Here is a 24,945-nt window from a genome sequence, read left to right on the forward strand (position 1 = left end):
CGACCCGATGCAGCCTCTCAGCACCGGCGGAAACCGGCCCGTAGCGGTCAGTCGCGAACGGCTTTCACGACCCTTTGCAGCCCTTCGACACAGGCAGTAATCGGCCGATTCTATTAAAAATAGTCGGGCTCGGGTTGATGTCAGCCTTCGGAATTAGCAACAACCACATTGCGGCCATTTTTTTTAGCCTCATATAGAGCGTTATCTGTACACAGCAACAGCTCATCGTGACCTTGAGAACTGATAGCTGGGCTATATCCCGCCACGCCGATGCTCACGGTCACTCGTCCCAATTCAACTGAACTGCTCTCGATATTGGCTTGCTCAACAGCGGTTCTGATTGCCTCAGCGAGCAGCACGGCCCTGTTCAAGTCGGTGATTGCGAAAATAACAGCCATTTCTTCGCCACCGTATCGCGCCGCGAGGTCTGTAGGTCTAGCTGCGCGACGTCAGCGCCACTCAGCACATCCTGTATTTCAGATTTTCTGAAAGGCACTGGGCGACATACCGAACTCGCGTCGAAACATGGCCGAAAAGGCACTGGGGCTTGAATAGCCGGCGTCGAGGGACACCTCCAATACGCTCTTCCCTAGTGCGAGGTTTTCAAGAGCAACGAAGAGCCTGACTTGCTTGCGCCACTCACCGAAGCTGATGCTCATGTCCGTCTGAAACCAGCGTTGTACGGTTTTCATATTGATACCCAGAAACAGTGCACACTCCGCCAAGCCCCAGTCCAAGGTAGCGTTAGCTGAAATTGCACGGCACAAGTCCTTCAGCCTGTTGCTAGCAGGAATCGGCAAAAGCTTGGAACTCGTGGGCGCGGCCACAAGCTCCTCGACCAGAAGCGCCATCAAATGATAGTCACGACTCTTTTGTGAGCTGTGCACGGTCACGAGCAGGACGGCAGAAATCAGCTCCTGCAGTAACGTCGATATCCCGATCAGCGTACAAGCAACGGGCAAGCCCGCTGACCGCTCGTCACTGAGATAGACGGTTCTGATCCTGGAGGTGCCGATGGTGCGTGTCCAATGGGGTTCGTTAGCCGGGATCCATAGGCCATGGCCACTAGGTACCACCCAGCAACCGGCGTTTGTCGTCACAGCCAAGACGCCCGTAGGCGCAAAAAGGAGTTGCCCCTCCGGATGTTGGTGGATGTTGATGCTCGTGCCACTGGAGAGATCGAGGGCCAGCGTATAGATGCTCTGGCCAGGATGCTGCCGAGCCATCTCAGAGATGCAAATGTCCATAACTCGACGGTATGCGCCCCTTATGCGTTAGACGGGTTATCGCTAACTTAGCATGATGCAGGCCTCATTGCCCTACCTGCGTGCTAATCATAGTGAACACTTCCGTCGATTCTCAGAACCAGATCTCGCTGGAAATACTGGTCCAGCTCAAGCGCATTGCCGACTCGCTCGAACGTGCTTACCCACTCAGCGCGGAGTTCTCGCTACAACCCGACATTATCGCCTATCAATGGCAATACCGAGCACACCGAGGCGTTAGCCACGCGGTACTGTTGCCTGTCAAACATCCGGGCCTCATAGATTTCCGTCAGTTGAAAAACGTGGATCGTCAGACTCAGCTGATATGGGAGAACACGCAAAATTTCATTTCCGGAAAACCTGCAAACAACGTATTGCTGACGGGTTCCAGAGGCACGGGTAAGTCCTCATTAGTCAAAGCCTGCCTGAACGAATTCCATGGCCAGGGCTTGCGCCTGATCGAGATCGATAAGGAAAACATCGGTGACCTGCCCGAAGTGATCGACCTGGTCAGTGGCCAGTCCGGAAAATTCATTCTCTTCTGTGACGACCTGTCCTTTGAAGAGGGCGAGATTGGCTACAAACGGTTGAAAACTGTACTGGACGGATCGATTACGGGACAGTCCGCTAATACATTGATCTACGCGACATCTAACCGCCGCCACCTGATTGCCGAAAAAGCATCGGATAACCTGTCCAGAACCCGAGGGGAAGACGGCGCTCTCCACCCTGGAGAAGAAGTTGAGGAGAAGATTTCCTTATCTGAACGCTTCGGGCTCTGGATTTCCTTCTACAGCTTCTCCCCAGACGAATATATAAATGCCGTCAATCAATGGCTTATGACCTATGGGGTACCCGAGCAAGCCTTTGAAGAAGCGCATATTCATGCAAACCGATGGGCCACTCAACGAGGATCGCGATCTGGGCGCATTGCATCGCAATTTGCCCGTGACTATTGCGGAAAACTCAACAGCCAGAAGCAATGACGTACAACTCATCCCGAGTGCTCGCGGGTCTTCCGGGCTATTTAGCGACAGTACGCCGTATCCAGGCACCGCAACCGAACATCAATAACTTGAAGACGCTGTAACCCGAGAGGCAGGAGACTTTTATGCATTTTTGCATTCGTCATCCTGCCAAACCTTGATCAAGATTTGAGGAGTGATCCGATGGAGAGCCGAAAACAGCGACCTTTACTATCCAGGCGTCACTGTTCTCCCGTAGAAAGCAGACTGCTCAGAGCGCTCCGAGCCTTGAATTGGATAGGCGCCTGGCCCAATCAGGCTGGATTCTTGCTCGAAGAACTTGGGGTAAACCCGGAGCATAATTTTACATTCGCCCGGTTAATGAAATCGATCCTGGAGTACAACCCCGACTTTGAACTCCTCGGTCCAGGCTCACCTTTTGTTTCGCAAAATGAACTGGAGTTACTGGGAGCGTTGAGCTCATTTTCGCGAAAAAAATCTCGGATGCAGGGCGAGGTAGCCTCAGCCCAATTGCCAGGGGCGATGGCGACGCTATTTGGCGCTTGCGGGATGGCTCTGCGTATCGGTGGAGTGATCATGAAATCACGGCCCATACCCGCATCTACGTCACTTCCGGACATGGAAGTGAGAGCTCGCTCCCTGCATCACCATCCCCGTTTACGCCCGGCGAAAGTTGTGGACGTAATCGAAGTCTCACCCCGGCTGCGACGCATAGTCGTTACCGGTGTCAGCCTCTTCGACTTCCCGGAAGGAAGGCCTGGCCACTGGGTCAAGCTATTCTTAGAAGCTAGCAATAACGGTGTTCCTGTTGGCAGAGCGTATAGCATCCTTGAGTGGGATGCTGAGAGTCGCCGCATGACATTTGACATGGCATTACACTGTGGCGGGCCAATGTCCCAGTGGGCCGCCAATGCCCGCATCGGTGATCGCCTTTCCATATGCGGCCCGCGAGGAGGCCTCGTCGAAAACAACACCAGAAGCTGGCTGTTGCTTGCAGGCGATGAGTCTGCACTCGCAGCCATTCAGGCAATCATGGCCCAAAGCACTCCTGAAAAAGAGCTCCATGTTTTCATTGAGGTGAGTAGAGAGAGCGAAATTATTGAAATTCCGGCACGACCCAACTCCGTGATCCAATGGCTACTCCGCGATTCTGAAAACCCCGAGACTTCCTCGACCATGTACGAAGCAATCCGTTGCTCACCGCTACCCAACCAGTCCGGCGGGGCTTGGGTGGCCGGCGAGTCTGGCGTAGTCAAAAAGATTCGACAGCATCTGCTCAGGGAGCGGGGATTCAACGCTGAAGATGTACAGGCGGCCGGTTTTTGGAAAAAAGGAGAAGTGGACTTCAAAGATTTGGCGGTGGGTTAAAAACCACGTCGACTTTGTTGAGACGCTTGCGCGCAAGATCACCGGCAAAGTGCTGTGTCGACGGATAAAAGAGCGAAAAAATTTTCGCTCTCAGACCGTTTGAGCTTATGGATATCTTTCTGCGGTTTTTACCCAGATGAATACCTGACGGCCGTTAATAAATGGATGGCAACCTACGGCGTGCCCGAGGATAAAATCCGAAGCCGCTCATGTTCATGCGACCCGATGGGCACAGGACAGAAAGGCACCGTTCTTTCCGCGTCGCCGGTTCATGGTCTCGCCGCATATGGGGCAGGGTGGCGTTGATGGAAGGTCTATGTTTAGCGTGACCCCTGAGCATTGCTCCACCAGTCGAGTGATCCACACGCCCTGGCTTTCAAGAAAACTGTCCAGCGACAACCGGCGTGCCTCGATCTCGTCGGACGCCTGCTCCCAGATGGCCGTCATCCCCGGGTCTTTGACGATGCTCGGAATGGCGTCAATCAGGGCAAAAGCGGATACGGTCGGGCTCAGGGATCGTCGTTTCTTTTCCGGGGATAGTTGGGCACAACATTGTGATTAATGAGGCCAAGGCCAAGGTCCACTCTGTTGCAGGAACTGCTTTATCGTTACCTCTGAAATTTTTCAGCGGTACGCGGAAGAGCAACCGGATGTGTGTTTTCAATGCGCCACCGGAAGTTCATGGATATGAACCAGGTTTCGGCGTCTTATAAGCGATTGTCAAAGTTGCTCGGACAAGACTGAGTGTGCACAGATTCAGGCATACCATTGCCACTGAGGTAATGCGCTCTCCCGATCGAAATATAGCGACAATGATGAAATACATCACGGTAGACCACCGGCAAATGCGAGAGCTTTTGAATTCATTTGCCTGAACGGCTGAGAAGGGGGTCTTCGGACTCCCATTTGATATCACGACGAACAGCGTTTATTTTTCAGTCTGTGACGGCAGTTGCCGTGATAATCAGTCATTTTTAATGAAATAGCGCTGTTCAGCTAGCGAAGGGGAACCCAGGAGTACCAGAGCATCGTTGCCGGTTTAAACGAAATTGTAATGAGGTGTTTTTCTTTGGTGATGGTATGGCGCTTTCAGCCCTCGATACGAGAAGATTTCGTACCGAGGTTTTGAGAAGGGGTCTTGCTTGATGCCTTGAAAAATCTGGCTCCACGACCTGGACTCGAACCAGGGACCCAATGATTAACAGTCATCGGACCCAGGAGAGATTTCAGGTCTGATAAGCACGAGTAACACGCTGTCTCTAATCAATCGATTTAGAGGCAAGCACCATGAAAATTGCAGCAGTAGTTTCGACCAAAGGCGGACCAGGCAAAACCACGGTTTCCGCAAATCTAGGCGCGTTCTGCGCCGACGCTAACATCCGCACCCTCCTGATTGATCTCGACACGCAACCCTCGTTGTCGTCGTTCTATCGCATCGAGCACGAAGCGTTTGGCGGCACCTACCAGCTCATTGCACAAAACGATACTCGGCCAGAGCAGGTCATTTCCCGGACCTGCATCCCAAATCTGTCACTGATCCTCTCCAACGATCCTTACAACCAGCTCAGCAACCTGCTTTTGCACGCCGCTGACGGACGTTTGCGCTTGAAAAACCTGGTGTCGGCCTTTGCCGATGACTTCGATTTGATCCTGATCGACACCCAGGGCGCGCGCTCGGTGTTGCTGGAAATGGCGTTGCTGTGTTCAGACTTGGCGATTTCGCCAATCACCCCCGATATGCTCGCTGCGCGTGAGTTTTATCGGGGTACACAGCAACTGCTCAAGGATTTGGAGCCGTTGTCATTGCTGGGGGTGCACACGCCGCCCCTAAACATCGTGATCAACAAGCTCGATGCCACCAACGATGCGAGCCTGATTTATCAGTCGTTGACTGAAACCCTGGCAGATCATCCGCAGATTCATTTGCTCGATACCACGATCCCTGCAGCTGTGAGCTTTCGTAAGGCAGCAACCGAAGGAGTGCCTGCACATCGGCTTGAATACAGGCAACCCATGAAACGGCGTTCTCCCTCGGCCTTCAACGTAATCAAAGCGCTGGCTTGCGAGTTATTCCCTGATTGGAGGCCTCAGTTCCACGCGCTGACCGAGGACCGATTGAGTGCAAAGCTCCATGGCAATAAGGGGAGGGCGTGTCATGTTTGAACGCTCCTTGTTTGATGCGCGGATAGTTGAGGTTACTGCAGATAATCACTTGGTACTGGATTACCAAGGCAGTGCTCGGAGGGTGCGTTTGGCCGAAGATCAGGAATTGGTGCCGGGCAACATTGGATTTGCGATGTGCATCGATCAGACGCTAAAGGCTTATGTATTCAGGTCTTATATCGACCAAAGCCTACGCCGTAAGCCTGAACTTGATCGTTTTTCCAAACCCACTACGCAGCAAATCAGGCTGGGTGTTCTTGGTAATGAGTGGGGATGGCGAAACAATCGCCATCCCCAGGGGTTTCGGTCGCCGAGTGAGATAACTCCTGGAGTAGACGGAAGCTTCGAACCCATTCAGTGCCAATTGCTTCGGCTAGATGTACCCCGAGAGTTCATTGCATTCTGCAGGCAGTACGGCTGCTCACCGGAGGCAATGCTCAAAAGCTTTATTGCCGACACGTTGCAGTTTCAGACAAACCGGGAAAAACCACGCGTCGATCATTATCAGAAGCATGCCAGCTTCGCCTTTGACGCCGTGCAGACCTACCTGGACCGGGCACATGGCTGGAAAAAGGAGCAGGCGCAATGAACCTGTTCGATCTAATGCCCCCACATTCCATCGAGGCCGAGCAGGGGGTCATCGGAGGCCTGATGCTTGATAACCAGGCCTGGGAACTGATCGCCGATACCCTCGCTCCTGCGGACTTCTTCAAGCGCGAACACCGGTTGATCTACCAAGCCATAGAGGCACTGGCGACCAACGATTCGCCCTTCGATGTCGTCACTGTCGCCGAGACCCTCGCTGAAGTCGAAGAGGTCGGCGGCCTTGCCTATCTCAGCGAACTGGCGAAGAACATCCCCTCAGTCGCCAATATTGGCGCATACGCCGACATCGTCCGGGAGCGTGCTCATCTGCGGCATCTCATAATGCTGGGGCACGAGTGCAGCCGTAGCGCTTCAGCACCTCAAGCGAAAAGCGTTGATGTGCAGGACAGCTTTGAGCAGAAGCTTTTTGCACTGGGGCAGGGCCAAACCCCCAACACTTTTGTCGATGTCAACGACGCGTTGATGAAGGTGCTGGAGCAGGTGGATTACAACTTCAACTACGGCACCGGGGTAACAGGCGTGCCCAGTGGTCTGACGGCCTTGGACGAGAAAACCGGCGGCTTTCAGGACGCTGATCTGGTGATCGTTGCTGCACGGCCGTCCATGGGCAAAACCAGCTTCGCGTTGAATGTGGTCGACACGGTTTTGCAGCAGGATCAGGGCAATACCGTGCAGATCTACAGCCTGGAAATGCCGGCTCAGGCACTGATGTACCGGATGTTGGCCATTCTGGGGAAACTGGATGTCGCCGATCTGATGCGCGGAAAACTGGAGGACGAGGACTGGCCGAAATTGACGGCCGCAGTGGCGAAAATCAATAGCTACCGTGACCGCTTGATCGTCGACGACAGCTCCGGTTTGACGCCATCTGCCTTGCGCTCCCGTGTCAGGCGCGCGGCACGGCGTTACGGCAAACCGCGGCTGATCATGATCGATTACCTGCAGTTGATGCAGTGCTCCGGAAAAGAAAATCGGAACCTCGAGATCGCAGCGATTTCTGCTGCCCTCAAGGCGATCGCCAAAGAGTTCGATTGTCCGGTCATGGCGTTGTCGCAGCTCAATCGCTCTCTCGAAAACCGTGCCGACAAACGCCCGCACAACGGCGACCTGCGTGAGTCCGGTGCTCTGGAGCAGGACGCTGACTTGATCCTGTTTATCTATCGGGACGAGGTCTACCACCCTGACACTGCCGATCAGGGCATCGCCGAACTGATTCTCGGCAAACACCGCAATGGGCCCACCGGCGTCGTGCGCACTGCCTTCATCCCCGCGCACACCCGTTTCGCCGATCTGGACGCAAAACACAGGCAAGGAGCCGACCAATGATCAAAAAACCTTTGCCGCGAGGCAACTGCCTGGATTGCAAATCCGAGTTCGCGATTTGCCGAGCTATTCACCGACTGACTGACACCATCTTGCCTGAGGGTGAGCTGGATATTTTGATCTGCCCCGAATGTGGCAGCTACGCCGTAGAGGAGGCTCACCGTGACGACAGACACCAATAAGTCGACCGACATCGACAACGCGCCCGAGTACTGCACGGTGGTATTCAAGCTCAACGGCGGGCGCGCAGATGCCAACCGTTTCGTCTACGCCCTGGCGTGTCGGGTCGAGCAAATAAAGTACGTCGAGGTTGTCACGTTGGAGATGGGCGACCTGCGATACGAGCAGCAGGCGCCCAAGCCATCGATCAGCAATGCCTGTGAGCGTCATGCAAACCAGCAAGGAGAAGACCATGAGCAGTCGTAAGAATGACCTGGAGAAGTTCGTCGTTCGGTTTTCAGAAGTCGGGTTGAGAAGCCAGATTGCAACGAGAGCCAAGCAGACCAATCGCTCGATGAACGCCGAGATTATCCATCGACTGTTTCATGGCTTCGAGCTGGAAGAAGAACTGAGGCGTGCCAATGCAGTGATTGATCACCTGACCGGGTCCGAGGAGAGCACCGAAGAGTTTCCCGTGCCAAGGAGGGTTAGCAATGGCGGCTAAACAACTCAATACGGACGCGATCAAGGGAAAACTGCTGCAGGGATCTTTCATGAATAACGGCCCCAGTGTGATGCAGCTGTCCGACCCCATCGTCGATACACCGATGGTGGTGACACTGGATAAGCTGCGGTCCTATGAATTCAATCCGCGGCTCAACCGCAACCCGCTGTTCGACGAGCTAAAGGCCTCAATCCTGAGTCGGGGACTGGACGCGCCGCCGCCTATTACGCGGCGGCCGGGGGAGGAGTTCTACATCATTCGTAACGGCGGGAATACCCGCCTTGCGATCCTCAACGAACTGTGGAGAGAGACCCGTGACGAGCAGTATTTGCGGATCAATTGCTTGTTTCGGCCGTGGCCTGAGCGAGGCGACATTGTGGCCTTGACCGGCCACCTGGCTGAAAATGACATGCACGGCGAGCTGACGTTCGTCGAGCGTGCGCTGGGTATTGATCGGGCCAAAGAGTTCTATGAGCAGGAGGCCAATGAGCCGATTTCGCAGCGGGAACTGGCGCGCAAGCTCGCTGCGGACGGTTATCCCGTCTCGCAGCCGCATATCAGCAAGATGCAGGACACGATTCAATACCTGCTTCCAGCGATCCCGACTGTTCTGTATGCGGGGCTTGGAAAACCGCAGATTGAACGGCTGATTGCCCTGCGCCGGAGCGCCGAAAAAACCTGGGTGAAATACGCGCCCAGGCACGCGCTCGACGTCGATTTCACATCACTGTTTGTTGAAGTGCTTTCGACGTTTGATGACGGTGCCGACTTCAAGGTTGACCGGTTTCAAGACGAGCTGATTCATCACATGCAGCAGCCATTGGGCAAGGAGTACAACTGGCTCAAACTCGATATTCTTGAGGCGAAAACGCAGCCGTTGGACCATCGCGTTCACACGTCAGGCGGCCAGGAAAAACCACTTCAGGTTGCACCGCCCGTCGAGAAATACCAGCCTCCTCGGGATAAAGCGGAGGGGGCAGGCGCGAGCGCTAGATCAGCGCCGCCTAAATCTCCTGAGCGAAGTGCTACGCCACCGCCTCCGGCTCAGTATGAGAACAATGACCCCGAGGTGCTGGAGGCAGAGCGACAGGAGCGCATTCAGGCACACATCGTCAGCCCGATCCCCGGGCTGACACCGCGCACCCAAGCGATGAAAAAGCAGCTGGCTCAAGCAACCGGTGAACCAATTCCTGACTTTGAGGAATCGTGCCTGCACTCGATTCCGGTGCAGGTGGGAGGGCTGCACCCCATCGCGGATCTCTGGTACATCGAGCGTCAGATTGATGAGCCTAATGAGCTTCGTAATCAGATCCTAGGATTAGCCAGCGAAATTGCCAATGAAGTTGGTGTTTCTGCTCAGATATGCTCCAGCGAGTGGGGTATAGGTTTTCGTGTTGGCGGACTAACACACGAGTCACTGGGTTCTTTGCAGGCCTCAACATTGAATTTGCTCGGCGCGCTCTGCAGTGGCTTCAGGGATCCCGAGTTCGAACTTGATTTGGGTAACCTGTTTTTAGGTCGACCGAAACTGGAGCCCCAAGCGGCTTCTATTGCCAATCGGCTGAGTGATCAAGCACTGGTGAAGGTCTTCCGTGTCATGCGTCTGGCGCGCCGATTGATTGAGCTGGAAGCGTCTCCAGCCGACTGAAAATGGAGAAACATCCATGACGCACCCACTCAATCTGGCTGTGGCATTCCAGATACTTAACGATATTCGTAATGGCGAGTTACGCAGCTGCATGGCAATGGGTTTTGCTGAAAACGATCTCAAGGACCTTCTTGAACCTCAATGCATGAGCGTCCTGGTTAACTCATCGGTGCCCTGGTTCAAGGTGGTCGTCGATGGCCTGGTGGTGCGCCGATTGCTGGAACAGGTGAAGAACAGCAAGGAGGAGGAATTGATCATGTATGCGATCAAGATCGGCGCAAGCTCATCAATGCTTCAAGAGCTATTCGGCATGCCGGCCAAGGAAGTGGCATTGCGTCGGACTATTTTGGGTGTGCCGAACCGGGTAGGGCGCTGGCCTACGGTCAATCAGGATCAGGAACGCAAACTATGGGATCACTGGGCAAATTCAATCAAAGAGCGCCCGTTGGACGTTCGTGATAGCCGTGCCCTGTTCGACAGGTCCATACGGCTGACTGAAAAAATGCCAATGCTCAACCTGAGTATGGTCTGGACCACGATTCAAAGCTGGATAGAACAGGATTTGGTTTGATGCCCAACTCGTCCCGAAGGTTTACGCCGGGCAACCTCGATACGCTGAATGCCTTGCTGGATTCAGCGTCAACTTCCCTGAGCGAAAAACATCGGGACCAGGCTCGAACCCCCAAACCCGACAGGCCGGGGGCTCAGCCGTTAGCCCCCATTCTGGATACCGAAAAGACCGGCATCCTGTTCACAGGTAACCCCCACGAAGCCTTCCCACGAAGGCTTTTGCTTGATAACAGACTGACACCGCTGGAGCGCAATGCTTGGCAAGTTTTCAGGCTGTTACTCAACGACGACGGTCTGACGTCATTCCCCACCTATGAACAACTACGCCCCTATCTGGCGTCATCGCCGTTCAAGCTGGCTTCCCGGGAAACCGTGGCCAAAGCACTGACCTCCTTGAGGCTGACCCGTTGGCTGAGCCTGGCGGGGAGGGTCCGTGACGAAGTGACAGGGCAGATGAAGGGCAATATCTATCTGTTACACGACGAACCCATCAGCGTTTCTGAAGCCATGTTGCTGGACAAGAGCTACCTGGAGCTGGTGGCCAATGCACAAGACCACGCCAACAAGTCGATACGCCAGGTCGCCGCACTCACGCTCGACGAGGTCTTGCAAGATCCCCACCTTCGCGAGCAGACGTTACCGAGTCACCTTGAAGTGCTGCAGCAGCGAGTGGCGAACCAAGGTTGGGCGAAATCGCAGCTCGAGTCGTCCGTACCGGCACACGGATCCGAACCCGGCCCAAGCGATTCCGAACTCAGTAAAAACCAATCCGAACTCAGTGAAAAAAGCTCAGTTCGGAACCGTGCAGCCCCCAGTTCGGATTCCGAACCCAGCGGAAAACCGGGGCTTTGCGACTCAGTTCGGATTCCGAACTCATCTAGTACAAGTACTTATACAAATACATCTGTATGTAAAAGCTCTGTACCGTGCGCGAATGTGAACAGCGAAACCGAACTGCCCGCTGGCGTTCGAGCGATTGCCCCCTGAGCAACGGCAAAAAGCACTGGCGGTGTTGACGTTGGTCCCTGTCGAACTGCGCAAATCCATACTTGATCAGTGGGCTGCACGACTTGTGCAGAATCTGATGCGCAACCCGTTTGGCTACCTGCTCGGCATGATCGAAAAAGCGCGCAATGGCGAGTTCAATGCCATTGCTGGCGTAAACCCTGCTCGAATGGCCTCTACAGTCGCGACTCCAACCTCACCGGCCAGGCAGAGCACGCCACCAGAATCCAAACCTCACAACCCCTCGGACCGCACTCGGGCAGTCGCGAGCAAAGAAATGGCTTCCATCATGCAGATGATGTCCGGCCGCAAAACCCACGCAGGAGCGGACAATGCAAAATCAACAAATAGCGGCTGAGGGCCTCCATGATTCCAGTGGAATCATAGTGGCGCGTTGCTACCGTGATTCCACTGGAATCACCCCGGTCAACGCTTGTTACCAGTTCCTTACCAAGGCTTCCGCTCGCATACTTCACCCAGCCGGCAAATTGCCCTATAGTAATAGGCAAACTGCCAGCGTGATGGAGAAAGGCATGATTACTCAACCCGATTCCCAAGTGTTGGAAATGATGGGAGGCACAAAGGGCGTGCCAATGGACGCCCTCATACGAGCCGGCGTTTCTCTTGTTGCCATCGACAACCTGTCCAGCCACGGCATCAACGCCGTCAACATCGGCATCATCAACGCACGGACGTTGCGTCACAGGCGCAGCAAAGGCGAACCGTTATCTCAGGAAGAGGGCGACCGTTTGTATAGAGTCAGCAAGATTGTGGTGCTCGCAGAGCAGGTATTCGGCACCAAGGACAAAGCCGCACACTGGCTGAACAAACACCAAACCGCGTTCGGCGGCCTGACCGCGCTAGAAGTCGCGGCGACCACGCCTGGCTACATCGCAGCAGAAGAAACCCTGGAGCGAATCGACCACGGGTTCTTTGCATGACTGAGCGGGTGTTGTGGCGTATTTCGAACTTCAAGGATTTAAGCGGGATCGGCGGCACCAAGGTCTCTGGTCGTTGGCACAGTAAAGGTCGTCCCATCGTCTACCTCGCTGATTGGCCGGCGACGTCATTGCTTGAAGTGCTGGTGCATCTTGAGCTGACCCTGGATGAACTGCCTGAGTACTTCACGTTATTGCGGGTGCAGATTCCGGAGCGTGTTGCTGCTGTTGATTGCCGGGAGAGCCTGGCGGAAGACTGGAAGGCGGATGTAATGGCGACGCGGAAGATTGGGGATGATTGGTTGCAGGAGGAGGGGTCGTTGCTGCTTCGGGTGCCGACGGCGATCGTTCCGGCGAACTGCAATTATTTGTTTAATCCGCAGCATCCGGATGCAGGGTTGGCAACGTTGACCTCGTTTGATTTTCCAGCGGATAAGCGGCTGTTTTAATCGCGATGCAGGGGAGGCGGGTAAATTTGATCAAGTGAGCGGAAGTTACCCCGCGAAAATTTAAATACCCTCTCTTCTTTTTTGCGCTTATTCACAACAACGCAAAGGTCTGGAAAACGGTCAGAAGCTCTCAACCAAGATGGACCTTTTTGGGGCTTGCGACAGTCTTCTGTCTATCCCAGCTGACATTGAGCCTTGGAGAAGAGGGGGCACGCATAGTATCGTTTGGCTATGAGTGCTGATGGCGTGTCAAAAGCCCTTGGCTTTTATGAGCAAAAAACGCATACGGAGAAACCATCCAGCCCAAGCCACGCTTCTTCGAATTCACTCCATCTGATTCTTCACCGTAAGTGGTGAAGAATCAGCTTTAGTTATTAGGCGAGGTCGTGATGGTTCGCTTGATATTCGCGTGCAGTTTTCAAGCGCTTTTCGGTGATGGGTGCGGCTCGCTGGGTTACGGTTTGCAGGATGGAAGCCGGTGCAGTTTTCGGCGAGCCCGACTGGAATGGTGGCTTGGGATCGTAGGCCATGTACAACTGTAGCTCCTGAGCCACGGTATCGCCGCGCAACAAGGAAGCGACAATCAGCGACCCATCTATTCCCGAGGTCACTCCACCGGCGCTCACCATATTGCCGTCGATAACGACCCGCTCATCACTCGGTATAGCCCCGAAATACGGCAGCAATTCCATGGCCGTCCAGTGAGTCGTAGCACGCTTGCCGTGCAACAAACCCGCTGCACCGCACACCAATGCACCAGTGCACACAGAAAACACATATTTTGCGTTGCGTGCCTGCTTGCGAATAAACGACAACACTTCCTCGTCTTGCATCAACGCTTCTTGACCATAGCCACCTGGGACCAACAGCACGTCAAGCTGCGGCGCCTCGTCCAATAGCGTATCTGCCATCAACTGCATACCCATCAGGTCTCGGACTGGATTTTTGTCCTTCCAGATGGTCAAAAACTTCGAATTCGGCACTCGAGCCAAGGCTTCGAACGGGCCCGTAAAATCACATTGATCAATGTCCGGGAAAATCAACCCGCCGATGACCAAGTGTGTATCAAGTGGGATGGCAGTCATGGAGTACTCCTTAGCTTGATTGGACTAGTACAATAAATTATTTGAACCAGTACAAAATAGATAAATTTCTTCTGATCTGTCAATCTTTCCTTTGTGGTCGAACTCACCTGCGGTGTCGTCGCCTAGGGTGTCGACGTTGATCGGCAGTGACTCTATCTGCGAGCCGCCAGCGCTTTGAAAGGGGAATTTGAGAGGGATGCTGATCTCGTCGGCCATGCTCGATGCTTCGGCCGATCAGTTTGATTGGTTGCTGTACGTCAGCACGAGCGCACGACAGACACAAATGCCAGTTCGTCAGGGAAATGTTTTCGAAGTGTTGGCGCGGGCCCCGCCAAGAGGGCCTTTATTACCAAGTTGCGTGAACGGCGCAGACGCTCAAGCTGAGCGTGTGGTCTCAGTCATATCGCGCGCGGCGACCAGCGCCTTAATGAACGCCAAGCTTTGCTGAGGGGTCATGCGTGATGATGTGACCCTGATGCCAGATTGCTCGGTGATACAAAAATCGCGGCCCGGTCGCACCAGCCAACCTGCATCGAAAAGCCGCTCCGCAACAGCGCGCTCATTGGCTATCGGCACCCATACGTTAAGCCCAACACAGCCCATCACATTGAACTGCTTCTTTTTTAGCGCGGCGAGCAAGGCCTCATAGCGCTCTCGATAAGCGGTACCGCCTTCTGCGATTTTCCTTTGTACTGAACTGGAGTTAAGCAGCTGCAAAGCAAGACGCTGCACGAAGGTACTGACCCAGCCCATGCCGACAGCCTGCCTGCGCTCAAGTCGCTGCACTGTCATGGGGTCACCAGTCGTTACAGCGAGACGGTAATCAGGCCCTAAAAACTTTGATAGTGAACGCACGGTTAGCCACCGGCCACTCTCGTTCACATGCCAGGGATAATAAGGCGCAAGCTCAAGGAGGCTGGAGTGATCGTCGTCGATAAACAGCACTTCAGTCGTACTTGCCACGAGCATGCTCAGGTCTTTGGCCCGAGCGCTGGACGTCGTAATGCCAGTAGGATTTTGTGCTCGACTGCTCACGAGCACCGCTTTCACACCAGCATCCAATGCGTTTTTCAAACTCGCTGGTTTCACGCCCTGTTCGTCGAGCTCAAGTGGAACAAGCTCGAACCCCATTGAGCGGGTCAACGCAAGCAAACTCATGTAACCCGGATCTTCGACAGCAACCTTATCGCCAGGCATCAGCCCGGCAACAATCAGAGCCCGCTCCACCAGATCGAGAGCGCCGGCGGAAACAAAAACACCCTGCTTGGAATCCAGACCATCTGCTGCGAAGCACTCCGCGGCCCACTTCACGAAAGCCAAATGATTGCGCTGTTCTCCATAAAGATGATTGTCGAGATTCATCTTTGCCATTGCTTCGCGCAGATCAATTTCGGAAGGGAGAAAGGCGATATCCGGATTGCCGTCGCGCACCGAGATCGTCTGCTGGAGACTGAAGTCCGCGCTGGTCGCTCGGTCCCGAGATGCCTGAGTGGCGACAACCGAACCACGCCGACCTTCTGAAACCACTAAGCCCGACTGCTGCAATTGACGGTACGCGACAACAACCGTGTTCTTGTTAATCCCTAAGTCCATAGCAAGGGTGCGTACTGTCGGCAACGCCTCTCCTGGCTTCAGTCGGTCCTCGAGGATAGCGCGCTCGATCGCGCGCCGGATCGAGTCGGCCTTCCCTTCCTGTATTTCGTGCAACTCCAGCTTGAACATACTGATTCTCGTGCGGTTCCGTGAGCATTTGCATAAGCGACCCGAAGCCGCCGTCCGCTTCGACAATCGTCAGCACCTCGAAACAGGACGGACATAGCTTAGCGCGAATCAGGACAATCCTGATATCCGCCGCTACAGCAACACTGGATGTCGCAGCAGCCTAGTGCTTGCCTACTTCTAAAAACACCAATCCAGCCTTCTTGGTCAATCGCAGTCAATCATCTTTTTTTCGTTGACCATGAGCAGATCTAGGGATAAATTCGACTGGTACATATAATTATTACAACTGGTACATAATCGCTATGAGCCTTCTCCATGCAATGCATCCTGCCTTCACGTTCGATAGGACCACATCATGCCCTTAAGCCTGCATGACCCAATCGCTTTGACCGGGCACCTCGTCCGCGCCAATACCGTCAATCCACCAGGCAATGAGGCCGTCCTAGCAGAAGACCTCAACCAGGCACTTATTGCCTTGGGTCTCTCGACACTGGTCCAGCCGCTCGAACCTGGGCGCTCCAACCTCATTGCATGGAATGAATCGGCCGTCGGCTCCCGACTTTGCTTTACCGGCCACTTGGACACGGTACCCCTAGGCATGGCGCCATGGACTCATGACCCGTTTGGCGGCAACGTTGTGGAGGGGCGAATTTATGGGCGTGGCTCCTCAGACATGAAAAGTGGCATTGCAGCGTTCTTGAGTGCCCTGCACAGGTACCAGGCTCTCTTCGGAAACCTTCCATCTGTTCTCATTATTTTGACGGCCGGCGAAGAGACCGGTTGCGACGGGGCCAAACGACTCGGCGAGCTTGATCTGAAGGCGTTGAAAGTTGGTGCGTTCATCGTTGGAGAGCCCACCGCCAGTCAATGCGTGATCGGTCATAAAGGCGCGCTATGGCTCAAGGCAGAAACCCACGGCAAGACAGCCCACGGCGCAATGCCCGAACTCGGTGACAACGCGATTTATCACGCTGTCGACGCCATTCAGAAGCTACGCCAATTCGATTTCGACGTGCCTGTCGATCCATTGCTTGGTAGTCCGACGATGAACGTCGGAACGATCTCGGGCGGCATCAACGTGAACTCCGTACCGGACTTCACTCGCTTTGATATAGACCTACGCACTGTCTGTGGACTGCATCACGACGACCTGTACGGGCGGCTTAATACCCACCTCGGCAACAAGGTTCAATTGAGTACCAGTGTCGATGTACCTGCATTGTCCAACGACCTCACTAACCCATGGATTCGGCACGTCAATGAGATCGTTGAGTCAGTGACAGGAATCACTCCGGAAGTGCGAACGGTTGCTTTTTTTACCGACGGCCCCGTTCTGCGCCAACTGTTCGGCGAAGCACCCACCGTTGTACTCGGCCCGGGCGAGCCGTCGTGTGCACACCAGACAGATGAGTGGTGCAGCGTGGCGCGTATTTACGAATGCGAGGACATCTACTTCCAATTGCTCGAGGACTGGCAGTCATGATTATCGACCTGGCGCTGTCCTCAGTGGACTCCGAAACCAATAAGACCGAGGCGATGCAAGACTTCAATAAGGCCATGGTGGCAAAAAATCGGATGCTGCTTATCCTGAGCAGCGTTTTTTGTGCCTACTACTTCGCCCTGATCATTGGCGCGGGGTGGTTCCGCTCCTTGTTCATCATGCAACTACCCGGAGGTTTGAACGTAGGTATTGCCTTTGCGTTGTCACAGTATTTTTTTGTGGCTGGCCTGGCGGTGATTTATGCGTGGCGCATGCAGCGCGTCGATTTACAAATCAAGAAGCTGGCGCAGACCTGGAGACTGAATAATGAGACGTGCTGAAAGCATTATCGCCGCATTGGCGACCCTGTCCGCTGCCAGCAGCGCCTGCGCGGCGGATGTAGTACCGACTGCGCAGCGCCCTTACGCGTTCAGTGCTTTTGTTGCTGTGATCCTGATGACCCTTGCCATCACATGGTGGGCATCGAGAAGAGGCAATACGACGCGAGATTTCTACACGGCGGGCGGCGGAATCTCGGGAGCTAAGAATGGACTTGCGATCGCTGGCGACTACTTGTCCGCTGCTGCTTTTTTGGGCGTCTCCGGGCTGATAGCACTCTACGGCTACGACGGGATTTTATATTTGGTTGGCTTTTTTGTGGCGCTGGTGCCGGTGTTGTTACTGGTTGCCGAGCCCTGCCGCAATCTTGGCCGCTATACTTTCGGTGACGTTCTAGCCTATCGATACGACTTTCGCACATCGAAGCTTCTGGCTGCAGCCTCCAGTGTCATCATTGTGATTTTTTACATGATTCCACAAATAGTCGGTGGCGCAGTTTTGCTGTATGCGCTGCTAGGCGTGCCCTACGAAATTTCGATCCTAGTGGTCGGCGTTCTGATGCTGACCTATGTGACCCTTGGCGGTATGACCGCCACCACTTGGGTGCAGATCATAAAGGCCGTGCTTCTGGTCACCGCATGCTTCGGGCTGGGAGTTCTGGCGTTGAGTCGTTTTGATTTCAACATTTTCAACTTCTTTCACGCCCTTTTACACCAGAGTGCTCTCTACGATTACCTACTCCATGGTCAAACGATTGTGTCCGGAGAAGACCAGCAATTGGTAACAAAAACCTTCTTCGAACCTGGCTTATACCTAAAAAATCCTCTTGAACAGCTTTCCCTAGGGATGGCGCTTACGTTCGGTACCGCAGCATTGCCGCATATTCTAATGCGCTTCTTCACTGTTCGGGATGCACAGACCGCCCGTAAGTCAGTTCTCTGGGCAATGCTCGTTATCGGCTCATGCCATTTGCTGATCATCTTTCTCGGCTTCGCTGCCGCTTATTACGTGGGAGGCATCAACATAATTGCCAGCGACAAAGGTGGAAATCTTGCGGCGCCGTTGCTTGCACAATTTCTCGGAGGCGGGGCGGCCTCTACCTCCGGGAATATCCTACTAGGGTTGGTAGCCGCCGTAGCGTTTGCCACGATTGTCGCTGTGGTCGCTGGACTAACGCTCGCAGCAGCCTCGTCGCTGGCCCACGACGTTTACGTCGGAGCAATAAAGAAGGGCATTGCCACGGATCGAGAGCAAATGATCGCTGGCAAGATCGCTGCGACGCTGGTGGGTGTGATTGCCATCGGCGCCAGCCTGCTGGCCAAAGGGCAAAACGTCGCGCAATTGGTTGGACTGGCTTACGCCGTTGCTGCATCGGCCAACCTTCCAGCGTTGCTTGGCACTTTATATTGGCGCCACTGCAACACTTTCGGAGTGGTGTGCAGTGTGGTCGGAGGAACGCTTACGGCGATTCTGTTAGTCCTCGTCTCGCCGAACATGCAATACCCACTGGCAATTCGCGCCGACGCCACGGTCGTCCTTACGAGTACTGCGGCCGAAATCCAGATACTAAAAGAGCGACTGACCGCCACGGGACTGACTCCGCAAGCACTGAGCTCAGCCGAGTCTGCGCTTGATAAGGCACAAGCCACCCATCGCGCAGCGCAAGAAAAATTCGATGCCACTGGCCAGGCCACTACCAGCATCGTTGGCCTGGAAAAACCGCTGATCTCGCTGCGAAATCCTGGTGTTATTTCGATCCCCTTCGGTGCACTTTTTCTAATCTTCGGATCCCTGTTTCGCCGCAAGGTTGCCGGAGCTGATGAAAAATGGAGAGCCCTGGTCTTTCGTCGTGACACCGGCATTGGTATCGACAAGGCCATTGCCCATTGACCGACGTTTCACACCGCCCGCAAGCCCACTTTCCACGGATATGCCGTTCGACGATGAACATGCCTAGAGTGAGGTCGAGTTTTTCGCTGGCGTCTTCACCAATGCGCTTGAGAGCACAGCAGCTTTGGCAGTGGCTGTTTTCTGGTTTGTGATGGATCAGTGGGCAAGGAGGCCGAGTTGGTAGTGGTGTGCGCTTGGCTTGCTGGCGCACTTTGGCTTGGATTGCTACCGGTTGTAGTGCCTCAACTCGGCCTCGATATCGGCGATATCGGGGTCGTCCAAATCGTCACGCGAACAGGCCTGATCCGGACTTGGTTCACAGCTCTTGGTAAACTTTAAACGTTTCTGAACCGGGTGTTTGGGCGGTAACGCTCTATCTGGGGAGGTGCAACGTTTTGACCACCTGTTTGTATTCGACTTGCGCATTAGGACCGCGGTATCCCGATCAATAGCGCTGCGCTAAACCTCTTCAAGGGCGGCCCTTAACGGCTTAAGCCGAAAGCGGCCTATGCGCTCCGCCTGCAAGTGATGGTGTACCGAATATTTCTGGCTCGCTAAACAATCGACTGCTCAACCGATGAGGAACTGCGAGCCGATGCAATGGATGGTCAGATCAAATGCGAACGCCTGGTCAAGTCGAATGCAAACAGGTAGTCAAGTGAGGCGCAACTTCCCATTTTCATCCCGCGTTTCTCGCTTTAGGTTTGCTTCTTTGGTTAAAACCGGCCAATACGACTTCGACTGTGAAGAGATGAAAAGCATGAGTATCATGCCGGCCTCCACAAAGTGAAGATGAGAGAGGGCCTGCCAGGCAGTAGAGGTTAGCCTCGCCGGGAATAAAAAAGCGAGTTGTCATGCCAGATATGGTTGGCAAAGTGAAGCTCAGCTAGATGTCAATCAGCGCGCGGACTCTTTTGGCGATGGCAAGGCATGAGGTTAATCCTGGCGATTCAATCCCAAACAGATTGATCAAACCTGGAACGTCATGCTGTAGTTCACTACTGATGAGGAAGTCACGTGCAGGCTCGCCAGGAGCGGAGATTTTCGGGCGAATTCCGCTGTATCCCGGTTGCAAGCTGTTGTCAGGTAAACCAGGCCAGTAACTGCGGATGGCTGAGTAGAAAACCTCCGCGCGAGTTGGATCGACCAGATAGTCCTCGGTCTCAATCCATTCGGTGTCCGGGCCGAAACGAGCTTGTCCGCCCAGGTCCACAGTCATGTGCACACCGAGGCCGTCAGCGTCAGGTGCGGGATAGATGAGATGGGTGAAAGGTGCGCGTTTGGACGAACTGAAGTAACTGCCTTTGCACAAGTAATCCTGAGGAACCGTATGTTGCGGTAGGCCTTTTATGCGTCTGGCCAATGCCGGCGCTTGAATCCCGGTAGCGTTGATCAGCAAGCGGCAGGAAAGCGCCATGGGCGTTTCCCCTCCCACGTGCAAAAGGAAGCCTTCAGCGATCACTTCGGCGCTGAGTAAAGGCGAGTAAAACGCCACGCTGGTGCCCGCTGCTTCGGCATCACCTTGCAGCGCCAACATCAATGCATGTGAATCCACGATGCCGGTAGAAGGCGAATATAAGGCTGCGACGCACTCGAGCGCAGGTTCAAGTGCGAGTGCCTGATCGCGATCAAGCAGGCGCAAGTCATTCACACCATTCTCAAGTCCGCGCTCAAGCAAAGACTCGAGCTGACGAATTTGCGCTTCATCTTTGGCAACGATCAGTTTTCCGGTTTTGCGCGTGCTGACTCCGTGGGTTTCGCAATACGCGTAGAGCTCATGCTTACCCTCGACACACAATTGGGCTTTGAGGCTTCCAGGCGGGTAGTAAATACCCGCGTGGATAACTTCGGAGTTGCGCGAGCTTGTGCCGATACCGATGGCTTCCCCGGCTTCTATGACCAGCACATCATTACCTGCCAGCGCCATTTCGCGTGCTACGGCAAGGCCGACCACACCTGCACCCACGACAACGCAATCGATATCGACACTCACTGTAGCGACTCCCTTTAGTCGTTAGATGCCGCCCAGGCACATGTATTTGATTTCCAGATAATCTTCGATCCCGTACTTGGAGCCTTCACGGCCCAGCCCGGAAGACTTCACGCCACCGAAAGGTGCCGTTTCGGTGGAGATGATGCCGGTGTTGATCCCGATGATTCCATACTCCAGGGCTTCGGCCACACGGAACACACGGGAGAGGTCCCGGGCGAAGAAATAGGCCGCCAAGCCGAACTCGGTGTCATTAGCTTGAGCAACCACGTCTGCCTCGTCGTTGAAGCGAAACAACGGCGCAAGCGGGCCAAAAGTTTCTTCGCGAGCAACCAGGGCGTCCTTGGGTACATTCACCAGAATGGTCGGTTCGAAGTAGGTACCCCCGAGCGCGTGAGGTCGGCCGCCAGCAATGACCCGCGCGCCTTTGCTGACTGCATCAGCGATGTGTTCCTGGACTTTAAGCACGGCATTTTCGTCAATCAACGGGCCCGTGGTAATGCCTTCGTCCAAGCCATTTCCCAAGCGCAGTTTGGCGACGGCAGTCTGCAGTTTATCGGCAAATTCGTCGTAGACGCTGTCATGGATGTACAGACGGTTTGCGCACACGCATGTCTGACCCGCATTGCGGTATTTGGATGTCAGGGCACCTTCGACAGCGGCATCCAAGTCGGCATCTTCGAACACAATAAAAGGTGAGTTTCCGCCGAGTTCGAGTGACACTTTCTTGATGTCCTTCGCGCACTCGGCCATCAATTGGCGGCCGATTTCAGTCGATCCGGTGAAAGACAATTTGCGGATGATCGGGTTGCTGGTCAGTTCCGCGCCGATCTGTACAGCGGACCCGGTGACAATGCTGAGAACGGGAGTGTCAGATTTTTTGTGTTCGGGCTGGTTGTGGCCTGCCGTCAGGCAGGCCTTTGTTTTACCAGCTCGGCCTGGTAAATCGATCTCCATAGAGAATCGCAAATTGATTCATCGCCACCTTCCAATCATGCGCTGGCGTTACCCCAGTTAGCGGTGATGTTGCGTAATCCCAGCCATATCAGCTTCGTCGCTGCATCGTCAGTGGGGAAGTGCCCTCGGGTCTTGATGATCTTTCGTAGCTGAGCGTTGATGCTTTCGATGGCGTTGGTTGTGTAGACCACCTTTCGGATGCCTGCCGGGAAGACAAAAAACGGGATGACTCGATCCCAGGCTCTACGCCAAGCAGCAACTACAGTCGGATACTGCTTGCCCCAAGGCCCCGCCTCAAAGGCGTTCAGTTCCTGCTCAGCGATATCGGCGTTAATGGCTTGATAAATCGGCTTGAGCGCCTTGGCCAGTGCTCGACGTTTATCCCAAGCCGCATAGTCCAGGCTGTTGCGGATCAGATGCACGATGCAGGTTTGCAGTGTGGTAGCAGGAAACACCGCCCCTAGGGCCTCTGGTATCCCTTTAAGGCCGTCTGTGACGGCGATCAGCACATCTTCAACACCACGAGTCTTCAGGTCGTTGAACACCTTCATCCAGAACTTGGCACCCTCGGTGCTTTCGATCCAGATGCCCAAAATATCTCGTGTGCCATCGGGTAACACGCCCAGTGCCAAGTACACCGCCTTGTTACGCACCAAGCCTTCGTCGCGAATTTTGACCCGCAGCGCATCAAAAAAGATGACTGGGTACATAGGCTCTAAAGGGCGTTGCTGCCAAGCGCCAACCTCTTCCAGCACAGCATCGGTCACTGAACTGATGAAGTCATGCGACACATCGGTTCCATACTGCTCGGACAGGAAAGCGCGTATCTCACGCACCGTCATCCCTCGGGCGTACATGGCAATGATCTTGTCATCAAAGCCTGTAAATCGGCGCTCATGCTTGGGAATGAGGATCGGCGCGAAGCTGCCATCGCGGTCTCTGGGGATATCCAGGCGAAGTGGCCCGTCATCGGTCAGTACCGTTTTACCGCTTTTACCATTGCGCTGGTTGGTTGAATCCTCAGGGCGCTCCGCGCCCTGAGGATAGCCAAGGTGGTGACCCAGTTCGGCGCCTAGCGCACGCTCGATCAGCGCCTTTTTGAACGCCATAGAGGCGTCCTGAATGGCTGCGGCGCTCATCGGGCCTTGGACGAACTGATCAATCAGCTCTTTGGGTATCGAGGGCAATTCCCTCGGTGTTGCACTGGCGGACTTCTTTTTGGTCGGCATAAATGCACCTCTGGTGACATGTTATGCCCGAACACAAAATTTCTGACAGTCTCAACGATATCTACTCTGCTGCAGGCAACAGCCTGGGTCCATTGATGACTTTAGGTCCCTGTGATTGAAAAGGGCCCTTAGGGGCCCTTTTCAATCACGGCAACATCAACCGCCAGCTTTCAGTGATCTCCCGGCCAAGCCGTTTCAGCCGGGAAACCCTGGGTACTCCGGGGCGAAACCTTTCCACCAGTTCGTTCGGTCCGGCTGTTGCTGATAGGTCTGCACCTGATCGGCCGCGCTGCCCAGCAGTTGTTCCACGGTGAGACCACGTTTGACCACATACTCATCCAGCTCCTGCACGGCTCTGGTCAGCACCTCATAGCCTCCGGTGAACACGGCTGAAGTCATTTCTGTGGCGCAAGCACCGGCCAGCAGAAAGCGCGCAACGTCCAGACCATTGCGGGCTCCGTTGGTGGCAATCAGCGGGTAGCTGTCGCCCATGGCTTTGCGGGTCATCATTAGCCAGCGCGCGGTCAATGGTAGAGCCCATGAACCACCGATGGCCGCGCTGGTGCCGAGCATAGGGCGGCCGGTTTCCAGGTCTGGAAGAAAGCCCATGAAGCGTCCCATCATCACCACGCTGTCCGCTCCACCTCGACGTGCAGCCTGCGCCAGGCCGACTACGTCTTCGCTCTGCCCGGTGAGCTTGATCCACAGTGGCAGTGTTGTCGCTCGACGAATACGCGACACGATGGCTTCGATTCGTGCCGCCCCACGCTCAAGGACTATCGCGCCTTTGGCGGCTTCTTCACCGTGCGGGGCGCCAATGTTCAGCTCAATCACGCGTAGGCCAGCCTGTTCGATCTGCCGGGCGTAGTCAGCACATTGTTCCAAGTCACTGAGGATCAGGCTTGGGACAATGTAGGCGTCCAGGCGCCGGGCTTCGATATCCAGGGTGGCGAGGTCGTCGAGCCACTCAGGAAAATCTCGCTGCACTAAACCGGATCGACCAAACAGGCTGGCGTCAGCCGGAGGCGAGAAGTCCCATGGCAACCGGTTCCAGCTCGAGTCCAACAGGACGTAGTCGGTCTTGTCCAGTTGGTCCTTGGCTGCCTGGGATTCGTTGGTGGATTTAGCCACCACAGCGCCGGCTCCGGTGGCCAACGCAGCGCGAATAGCGTCGGTGGTCATGGTCTGCTCGCCCGCGCCGCAGATGACTGGGTTTTTCAGGGTTAGTTGCCCAATCTGCGTTGTAAGTCGCGTCATGTCATGTGCAC

General features: G+C 54.8%; 23 protein-coding genes and 4 pseudogenes. 17 read left to right on the top strand and 10 right to left on the bottom strand.

Annotated elements, in window-relative coordinates:
• Nucleotides 1-140 precede the first annotated feature (140 nt).
• Together ACF0H7_RS13125 and ACF0H7_RS13130 are read right to left on the bottom strand one after the other, a co-directional pair.
• Nucleotides 141-431, bottom strand: a pseudogene (locus tag ACF0H7_RS13125) (diguanylate cyclase); the annotation flags it as partial.
• Nucleotides 432-476: 45 nt separating this feature from the next.
• Complete coding sequence (locus tag ACF0H7_RS13130) at nt 477-1,247, bottom strand: AraC family transcriptional regulator (protein WP_397453176.1); 771 nt, start codon at nt 1,245-1,247, stop codon at nt 477-479.
• A 92-nt stretch (nt 1,248-1,339) separates the two neighbouring features.
• Between ACF0H7_RS13130 and ACF0H7_RS13135 the strand changes: the two genes are divergently transcribed.
• From ACF0H7_RS13135 to ACF0H7_RS13200, 14 genes are all read left to right on the top strand, one after another.
• Nucleotides 1,340-2,251, top strand: coding sequence for an ATP-binding protein (locus ACF0H7_RS13135; RefSeq protein WP_397453177.1), 912 nt, complete (start codon nt 1,340-1,342; stop codon nt 2,249-2,251).
• A 306-nt stretch (nt 2,252-2,557) separates the two neighbouring features.
• Nucleotides 2,558-3,619 (top strand): siderophore-interacting protein, encoded by a 1,062-nt coding sequence (locus ACF0H7_RS13140; RefSeq protein ID WP_397453178.1) that lies wholly within the window; start codon nt 2,558-2,560, stop codon nt 3,617-3,619.
• A gap of 54 nt (nt 3,620-3,673) precedes the next feature.
• Complete coding sequence (locus ACF0H7_RS13145) at nt 3,674-3,925, top strand: DUF815 domain-containing protein (protein WP_397453179.1); 252 nt, start codon at nt 3,674-3,676, stop codon at nt 3,923-3,925.
• A gap of 981 nt (nt 3,926-4,906) precedes the next feature.
• A complete protein-coding gene (locus ACF0H7_RS13150) occupies nt 4,907-5,782 on the top strand; it encodes a ParA family protein (RefSeq protein ID WP_397453180.1) in 876 nt (291 codons plus the stop codon).
• Nucleotides 5,775-6,371: a hypothetical protein gene (locus ACF0H7_RS13155; protein WP_397453181.1), complete on the top strand. Its 597-nt coding sequence runs from the start codon at nt 5,775-5,777 to the stop codon at nt 6,369-6,371. The genes ACF0H7_RS13150 and ACF0H7_RS13155 overlap by 8 nt, the downstream gene beginning before the upstream one ends.
• A complete protein-coding gene (gene dnaB / locus ACF0H7_RS13160) occupies nt 6,368-7,714 on the top strand; it encodes a replicative DNA helicase (protein WP_397453182.1) in 1,347 nt (448 codons plus the stop codon). Before ACF0H7_RS13155 ends, dnaB begins: the two co-directional genes overlap by 4 nt.
• A gap of 159 nt (nt 7,715-7,873) precedes the next feature.
• Nucleotides 7,874-8,137, top strand: a complete 264-nt coding sequence (locus tag ACF0H7_RS13165; RefSeq protein ID WP_397453183.1) for a hypothetical protein — start codon at nt 7,874-7,876, stop codon at nt 8,135-8,137.
• Complete coding sequence (locus ACF0H7_RS13170) at nt 8,124-8,375, top strand: Arc family DNA-binding protein (protein WP_397453184.1); 252 nt, start codon at nt 8,124-8,126, stop codon at nt 8,373-8,375. The genes ACF0H7_RS13165 and ACF0H7_RS13170 overlap by 14 nt, the downstream gene beginning before the upstream one ends.
• The gene (locus ACF0H7_RS13175) at nt 8,365-10,023 is read left to right on the top strand and encodes a ParB family protein (RefSeq protein WP_397453185.1); all 1,659 of its coding nucleotides are present in this window, start codon (nt 8,365-8,367) and stop codon (nt 10,021-10,023) included. The genes ACF0H7_RS13170 and ACF0H7_RS13175 overlap by 11 nt, the downstream gene beginning before the upstream one ends.
• 16 nt (nt 10,024-10,039) lie before the next feature.
• Nucleotides 10,040-10,594, top strand: coding sequence for an STY4526/YPO1902 family pathogenicity island replication protein (locus ACF0H7_RS13180; protein WP_397453186.1), 555 nt, complete (start codon nt 10,040-10,042; stop codon nt 10,592-10,594).
• On the top strand, nt 10,594-11,580 hold the full coding sequence (locus ACF0H7_RS13185; protein ID WP_397453187.1) for an STY4528 family pathogenicity island replication protein: 987 nt from the start codon (nt 10,594-10,596) through the stop codon (nt 11,578-11,580). Before ACF0H7_RS13180 ends, ACF0H7_RS13185 begins: the two co-directional genes overlap by 1 nt.
• On the top strand, nt 11,570-11,956 hold the full coding sequence (locus ACF0H7_RS13190; protein WP_397453188.1) for a hypothetical protein: 387 nt from the start codon (nt 11,570-11,572) through the stop codon (nt 11,954-11,956). The genes ACF0H7_RS13185 and ACF0H7_RS13190 overlap by 11 nt, the downstream gene beginning before the upstream one ends.
• Entirely contained in the window at nt 11,931-12,539 is a 609-nt protein-coding gene (locus ACF0H7_RS13195) for an antitoxin Xre/MbcA/ParS toxin-binding domain-containing protein (RefSeq protein WP_397453189.1), read from the top strand. Before ACF0H7_RS13190 ends, ACF0H7_RS13195 begins: the two co-directional genes overlap by 26 nt.
• Nucleotides 12,536-12,985: an RES family NAD+ phosphorylase gene (locus ACF0H7_RS13200; RefSeq protein ID WP_397453190.1), complete on the top strand. Its 450-nt coding sequence runs from the start codon at nt 12,536-12,538 to the stop codon at nt 12,983-12,985. The genes ACF0H7_RS13195 and ACF0H7_RS13200 overlap by 4 nt, the downstream gene beginning before the upstream one ends.
• Nucleotides 12,986-13,359: 374 nt before the next feature.
• Here the strand turns inward: ACF0H7_RS13200 and ACF0H7_RS13205 are convergent, their stop codons facing one another.
• From ACF0H7_RS13205 to ACF0H7_RS13215, 3 genes are all read right to left on the bottom strand, one after another.
• Nucleotides 13,360-14,070: a DJ-1/PfpI family protein gene (locus ACF0H7_RS13205; protein ID WP_397453191.1), complete on the bottom strand. Its 711-nt coding sequence runs from the start codon at nt 14,068-14,070 to the stop codon at nt 13,360-13,362.
• Nucleotides 14,071-14,094: 24 nt separating this feature from the next.
• Entirely contained in the window at nt 14,095-14,286 is a 192-nt protein-coding gene (locus tag ACF0H7_RS13210; RefSeq protein ID WP_397453192.1) for a hypothetical protein, read from the bottom strand.
• 159 nt (nt 14,287-14,445) lie between these two features.
• The gene (locus ACF0H7_RS13215; protein WP_397453193.1) at nt 14,446-15,792 is read right to left on the bottom strand and encodes an aminotransferase class I/II-fold pyridoxal phosphate-dependent enzyme; all 1,347 of its coding nucleotides are present in this window, start codon (nt 15,790-15,792) and stop codon (nt 14,446-14,448) included.
• Between the two features lie 355 nt (nt 15,793-16,147).
• Here ACF0H7_RS13215 and ACF0H7_RS13220 point away from each other — a divergent pair, with 355 nt between their 5' ends.
• From ACF0H7_RS13220 to ACF0H7_RS13230, 3 genes are read left to right on the top strand one after another with little or no spacing between them, the layout of a single operon-like run.
• Nucleotides 16,148-17,275, top strand: coding sequence for a M20 family metallopeptidase (locus ACF0H7_RS13220; RefSeq protein WP_397453194.1), 1,128 nt, complete (start codon nt 16,148-16,150; stop codon nt 17,273-17,275).
• Complete coding sequence (locus tag ACF0H7_RS13225; RefSeq protein ID WP_397453195.1) at nt 17,272-17,613, top strand: DUF485 domain-containing protein; 342 nt, start codon at nt 17,272-17,274, stop codon at nt 17,611-17,613. Before ACF0H7_RS13220 ends, ACF0H7_RS13225 begins: the two co-directional genes overlap by 4 nt.
• Nucleotides 17,600-19,501, top strand: coding sequence for a cation acetate symporter (locus ACF0H7_RS13230; protein WP_397453196.1), 1,902 nt, complete (start codon nt 17,600-17,602; stop codon nt 19,499-19,501). Before ACF0H7_RS13225 ends, ACF0H7_RS13230 begins: the two co-directional genes overlap by 14 nt.
• Here the strand turns inward: ACF0H7_RS13230 and ACF0H7_RS13235 are convergent.
• From ACF0H7_RS13235 to ACF0H7_RS13255, 5 genes and pseudogenes are all read right to left on the bottom strand, one after another.
• Nucleotides 19,485-19,846: pseudogene (locus ACF0H7_RS13235) on the bottom strand (IS66 family transposase zinc-finger binding domain-containing protein); the annotation flags it as partial. The gene ACF0H7_RS13230 and the pseudogene ACF0H7_RS13235 overlap by 17 nt on opposite strands.
• A 541-nt stretch (nt 19,847-20,387) precedes the next feature.
• Nucleotides 20,388-21,494 carry an NAD(P)/FAD-dependent oxidoreductase gene (locus ACF0H7_RS13240; protein WP_397453197.1) on the bottom strand — a complete coding sequence of 369 codons (1,107 nt, stop codon included), beginning with the start codon at nt 21,492-21,494 and terminating at the stop codon, nt 20,388-20,390.
• A gap of 21 nt (nt 21,495-21,515) precedes the next feature.
• A pseudogene (locus ACF0H7_RS13245) lies at nt 21,516-22,355 on the bottom strand (aldehyde dehydrogenase family protein); the annotation flags it as partial.
• A 61-nt stretch (nt 22,356-22,416) separates the two neighbouring features.
• Nucleotides 22,417-23,677 (bottom strand): annotated as a pseudogene (locus tag ACF0H7_RS13250) (IS256 family transposase).
• Nucleotides 23,678-23,872: 195 nt separating this feature from the next.
• Nucleotides 23,873-24,934 (bottom strand): dihydroorotate dehydrogenase, encoded by a 1,062-nt coding sequence (locus ACF0H7_RS13255; protein WP_397453198.1) that lies wholly within the window; start codon nt 24,932-24,934, stop codon nt 23,873-23,875.
• Nucleotides 24,935-24,945: the final 11 nt, after the last annotated feature.

It is taken from the genome of Pseudomonas sp. NA-150 (assembly GCF_044336365.1).
Classification (GTDB): Bacteria; Pseudomonadota; Gammaproteobacteria; order Pseudomonadales; family Pseudomonadaceae; genus Aquipseudomonas.

Bases quoted from the DNA above. Each gene is read 5' to 3' on its own strand.
- ACF0H7_RS13130 (WP_397453176.1), bottom strand. From the start codon at position 1,247: ATGGACATTTGCATCTCTGAGATGGCTCGGCAGCATCCTGGCCAGAGC.
- ACF0H7_RS13150 (WP_397453180.1), top strand. From the start codon at position 4,907: ATGAAAATTGCAGCAGTAGTTTCGACCAAAGGCGGACCAGGCAAAACC.
- ACF0H7_RS13155 (WP_397453181.1), top strand. From the start codon at position 5,775: ATGTTTGAACGCTCCTTGTTTGATGCGCGGATAGTTGAGGTTACTGCA.
- dnaB (WP_397453182.1), top strand. From the start codon at position 6,368: ATGAACCTGTTCGATCTAATGCCCCCACATTCCATCGAGGCCGAGCAG.
- ACF0H7_RS13170 (WP_397453184.1), top strand. From the start codon at position 8,124: ATGAGCAGTCGTAAGAATGACCTGGAGAAGTTCGTCGTTCGGTTTTCA.
- ACF0H7_RS13175 (WP_397453185.1), top strand. From the start codon at position 8,365: ATGGCGGCTAAACAACTCAATACGGACGCGATCAAGGGAAAACTGCTG.
- ACF0H7_RS13180 (WP_397453186.1), top strand. From the start codon at position 10,040: ATGACGCACCCACTCAATCTGGCTGTGGCATTCCAGATACTTAACGAT.
- ACF0H7_RS13185 (WP_397453187.1), top strand. From the start codon at position 10,594: ATGCCCAACTCGTCCCGAAGGTTTACGCCGGGCAACCTCGATACGCTG.
- ACF0H7_RS13195 (WP_397453189.1), top strand. From the start codon at position 11,931: ATGCAAAATCAACAAATAGCGGCTGAGGGCCTCCATGATTCCAGTGGA.
- ACF0H7_RS13200 (WP_397453190.1), top strand. From the start codon at position 12,536: ATGACTGAGCGGGTGTTGTGGCGTATTTCGAACTTCAAGGATTTAAGC.
- ACF0H7_RS13205 (WP_397453191.1), bottom strand. From the start codon at position 14,070: ATGACTGCCATCCCACTTGATACACACTTGGTCATCGGCGGGTTGATT.
- ACF0H7_RS13210 (WP_397453192.1), bottom strand. From the start codon at position 14,286: ATGGCCGACGAGATCAGCATCCCTCTCAAATTCCCCTTTCAAAGCGCT.
- ACF0H7_RS13215 (WP_397453193.1), bottom strand. From the start codon at position 15,792: ATGTTCAAGCTGGAGTTGCACGAAATACAGGAAGGGAAGGCCGACTCG.
- ACF0H7_RS13220 (WP_397453194.1), top strand. From the start codon at position 16,148: ATGCCCTTAAGCCTGCATGACCCAATCGCTTTGACCGGGCACCTCGTC.
- ACF0H7_RS13225 (WP_397453195.1), top strand. From the start codon at position 17,272: ATGATTATCGACCTGGCGCTGTCCTCAGTGGACTCCGAAACCAATAAG.
- ACF0H7_RS13230 (WP_397453196.1), top strand. From the start codon at position 17,600: ATGAGACGTGCTGAAAGCATTATCGCCGCATTGGCGACCCTGTCCGCT.
- ACF0H7_RS13255 (WP_397453198.1), bottom strand. From the start codon at position 24,934: ATGACGCGACTTACAACGCAGATTGGGCAACTAACCCTGAAAAACCCA.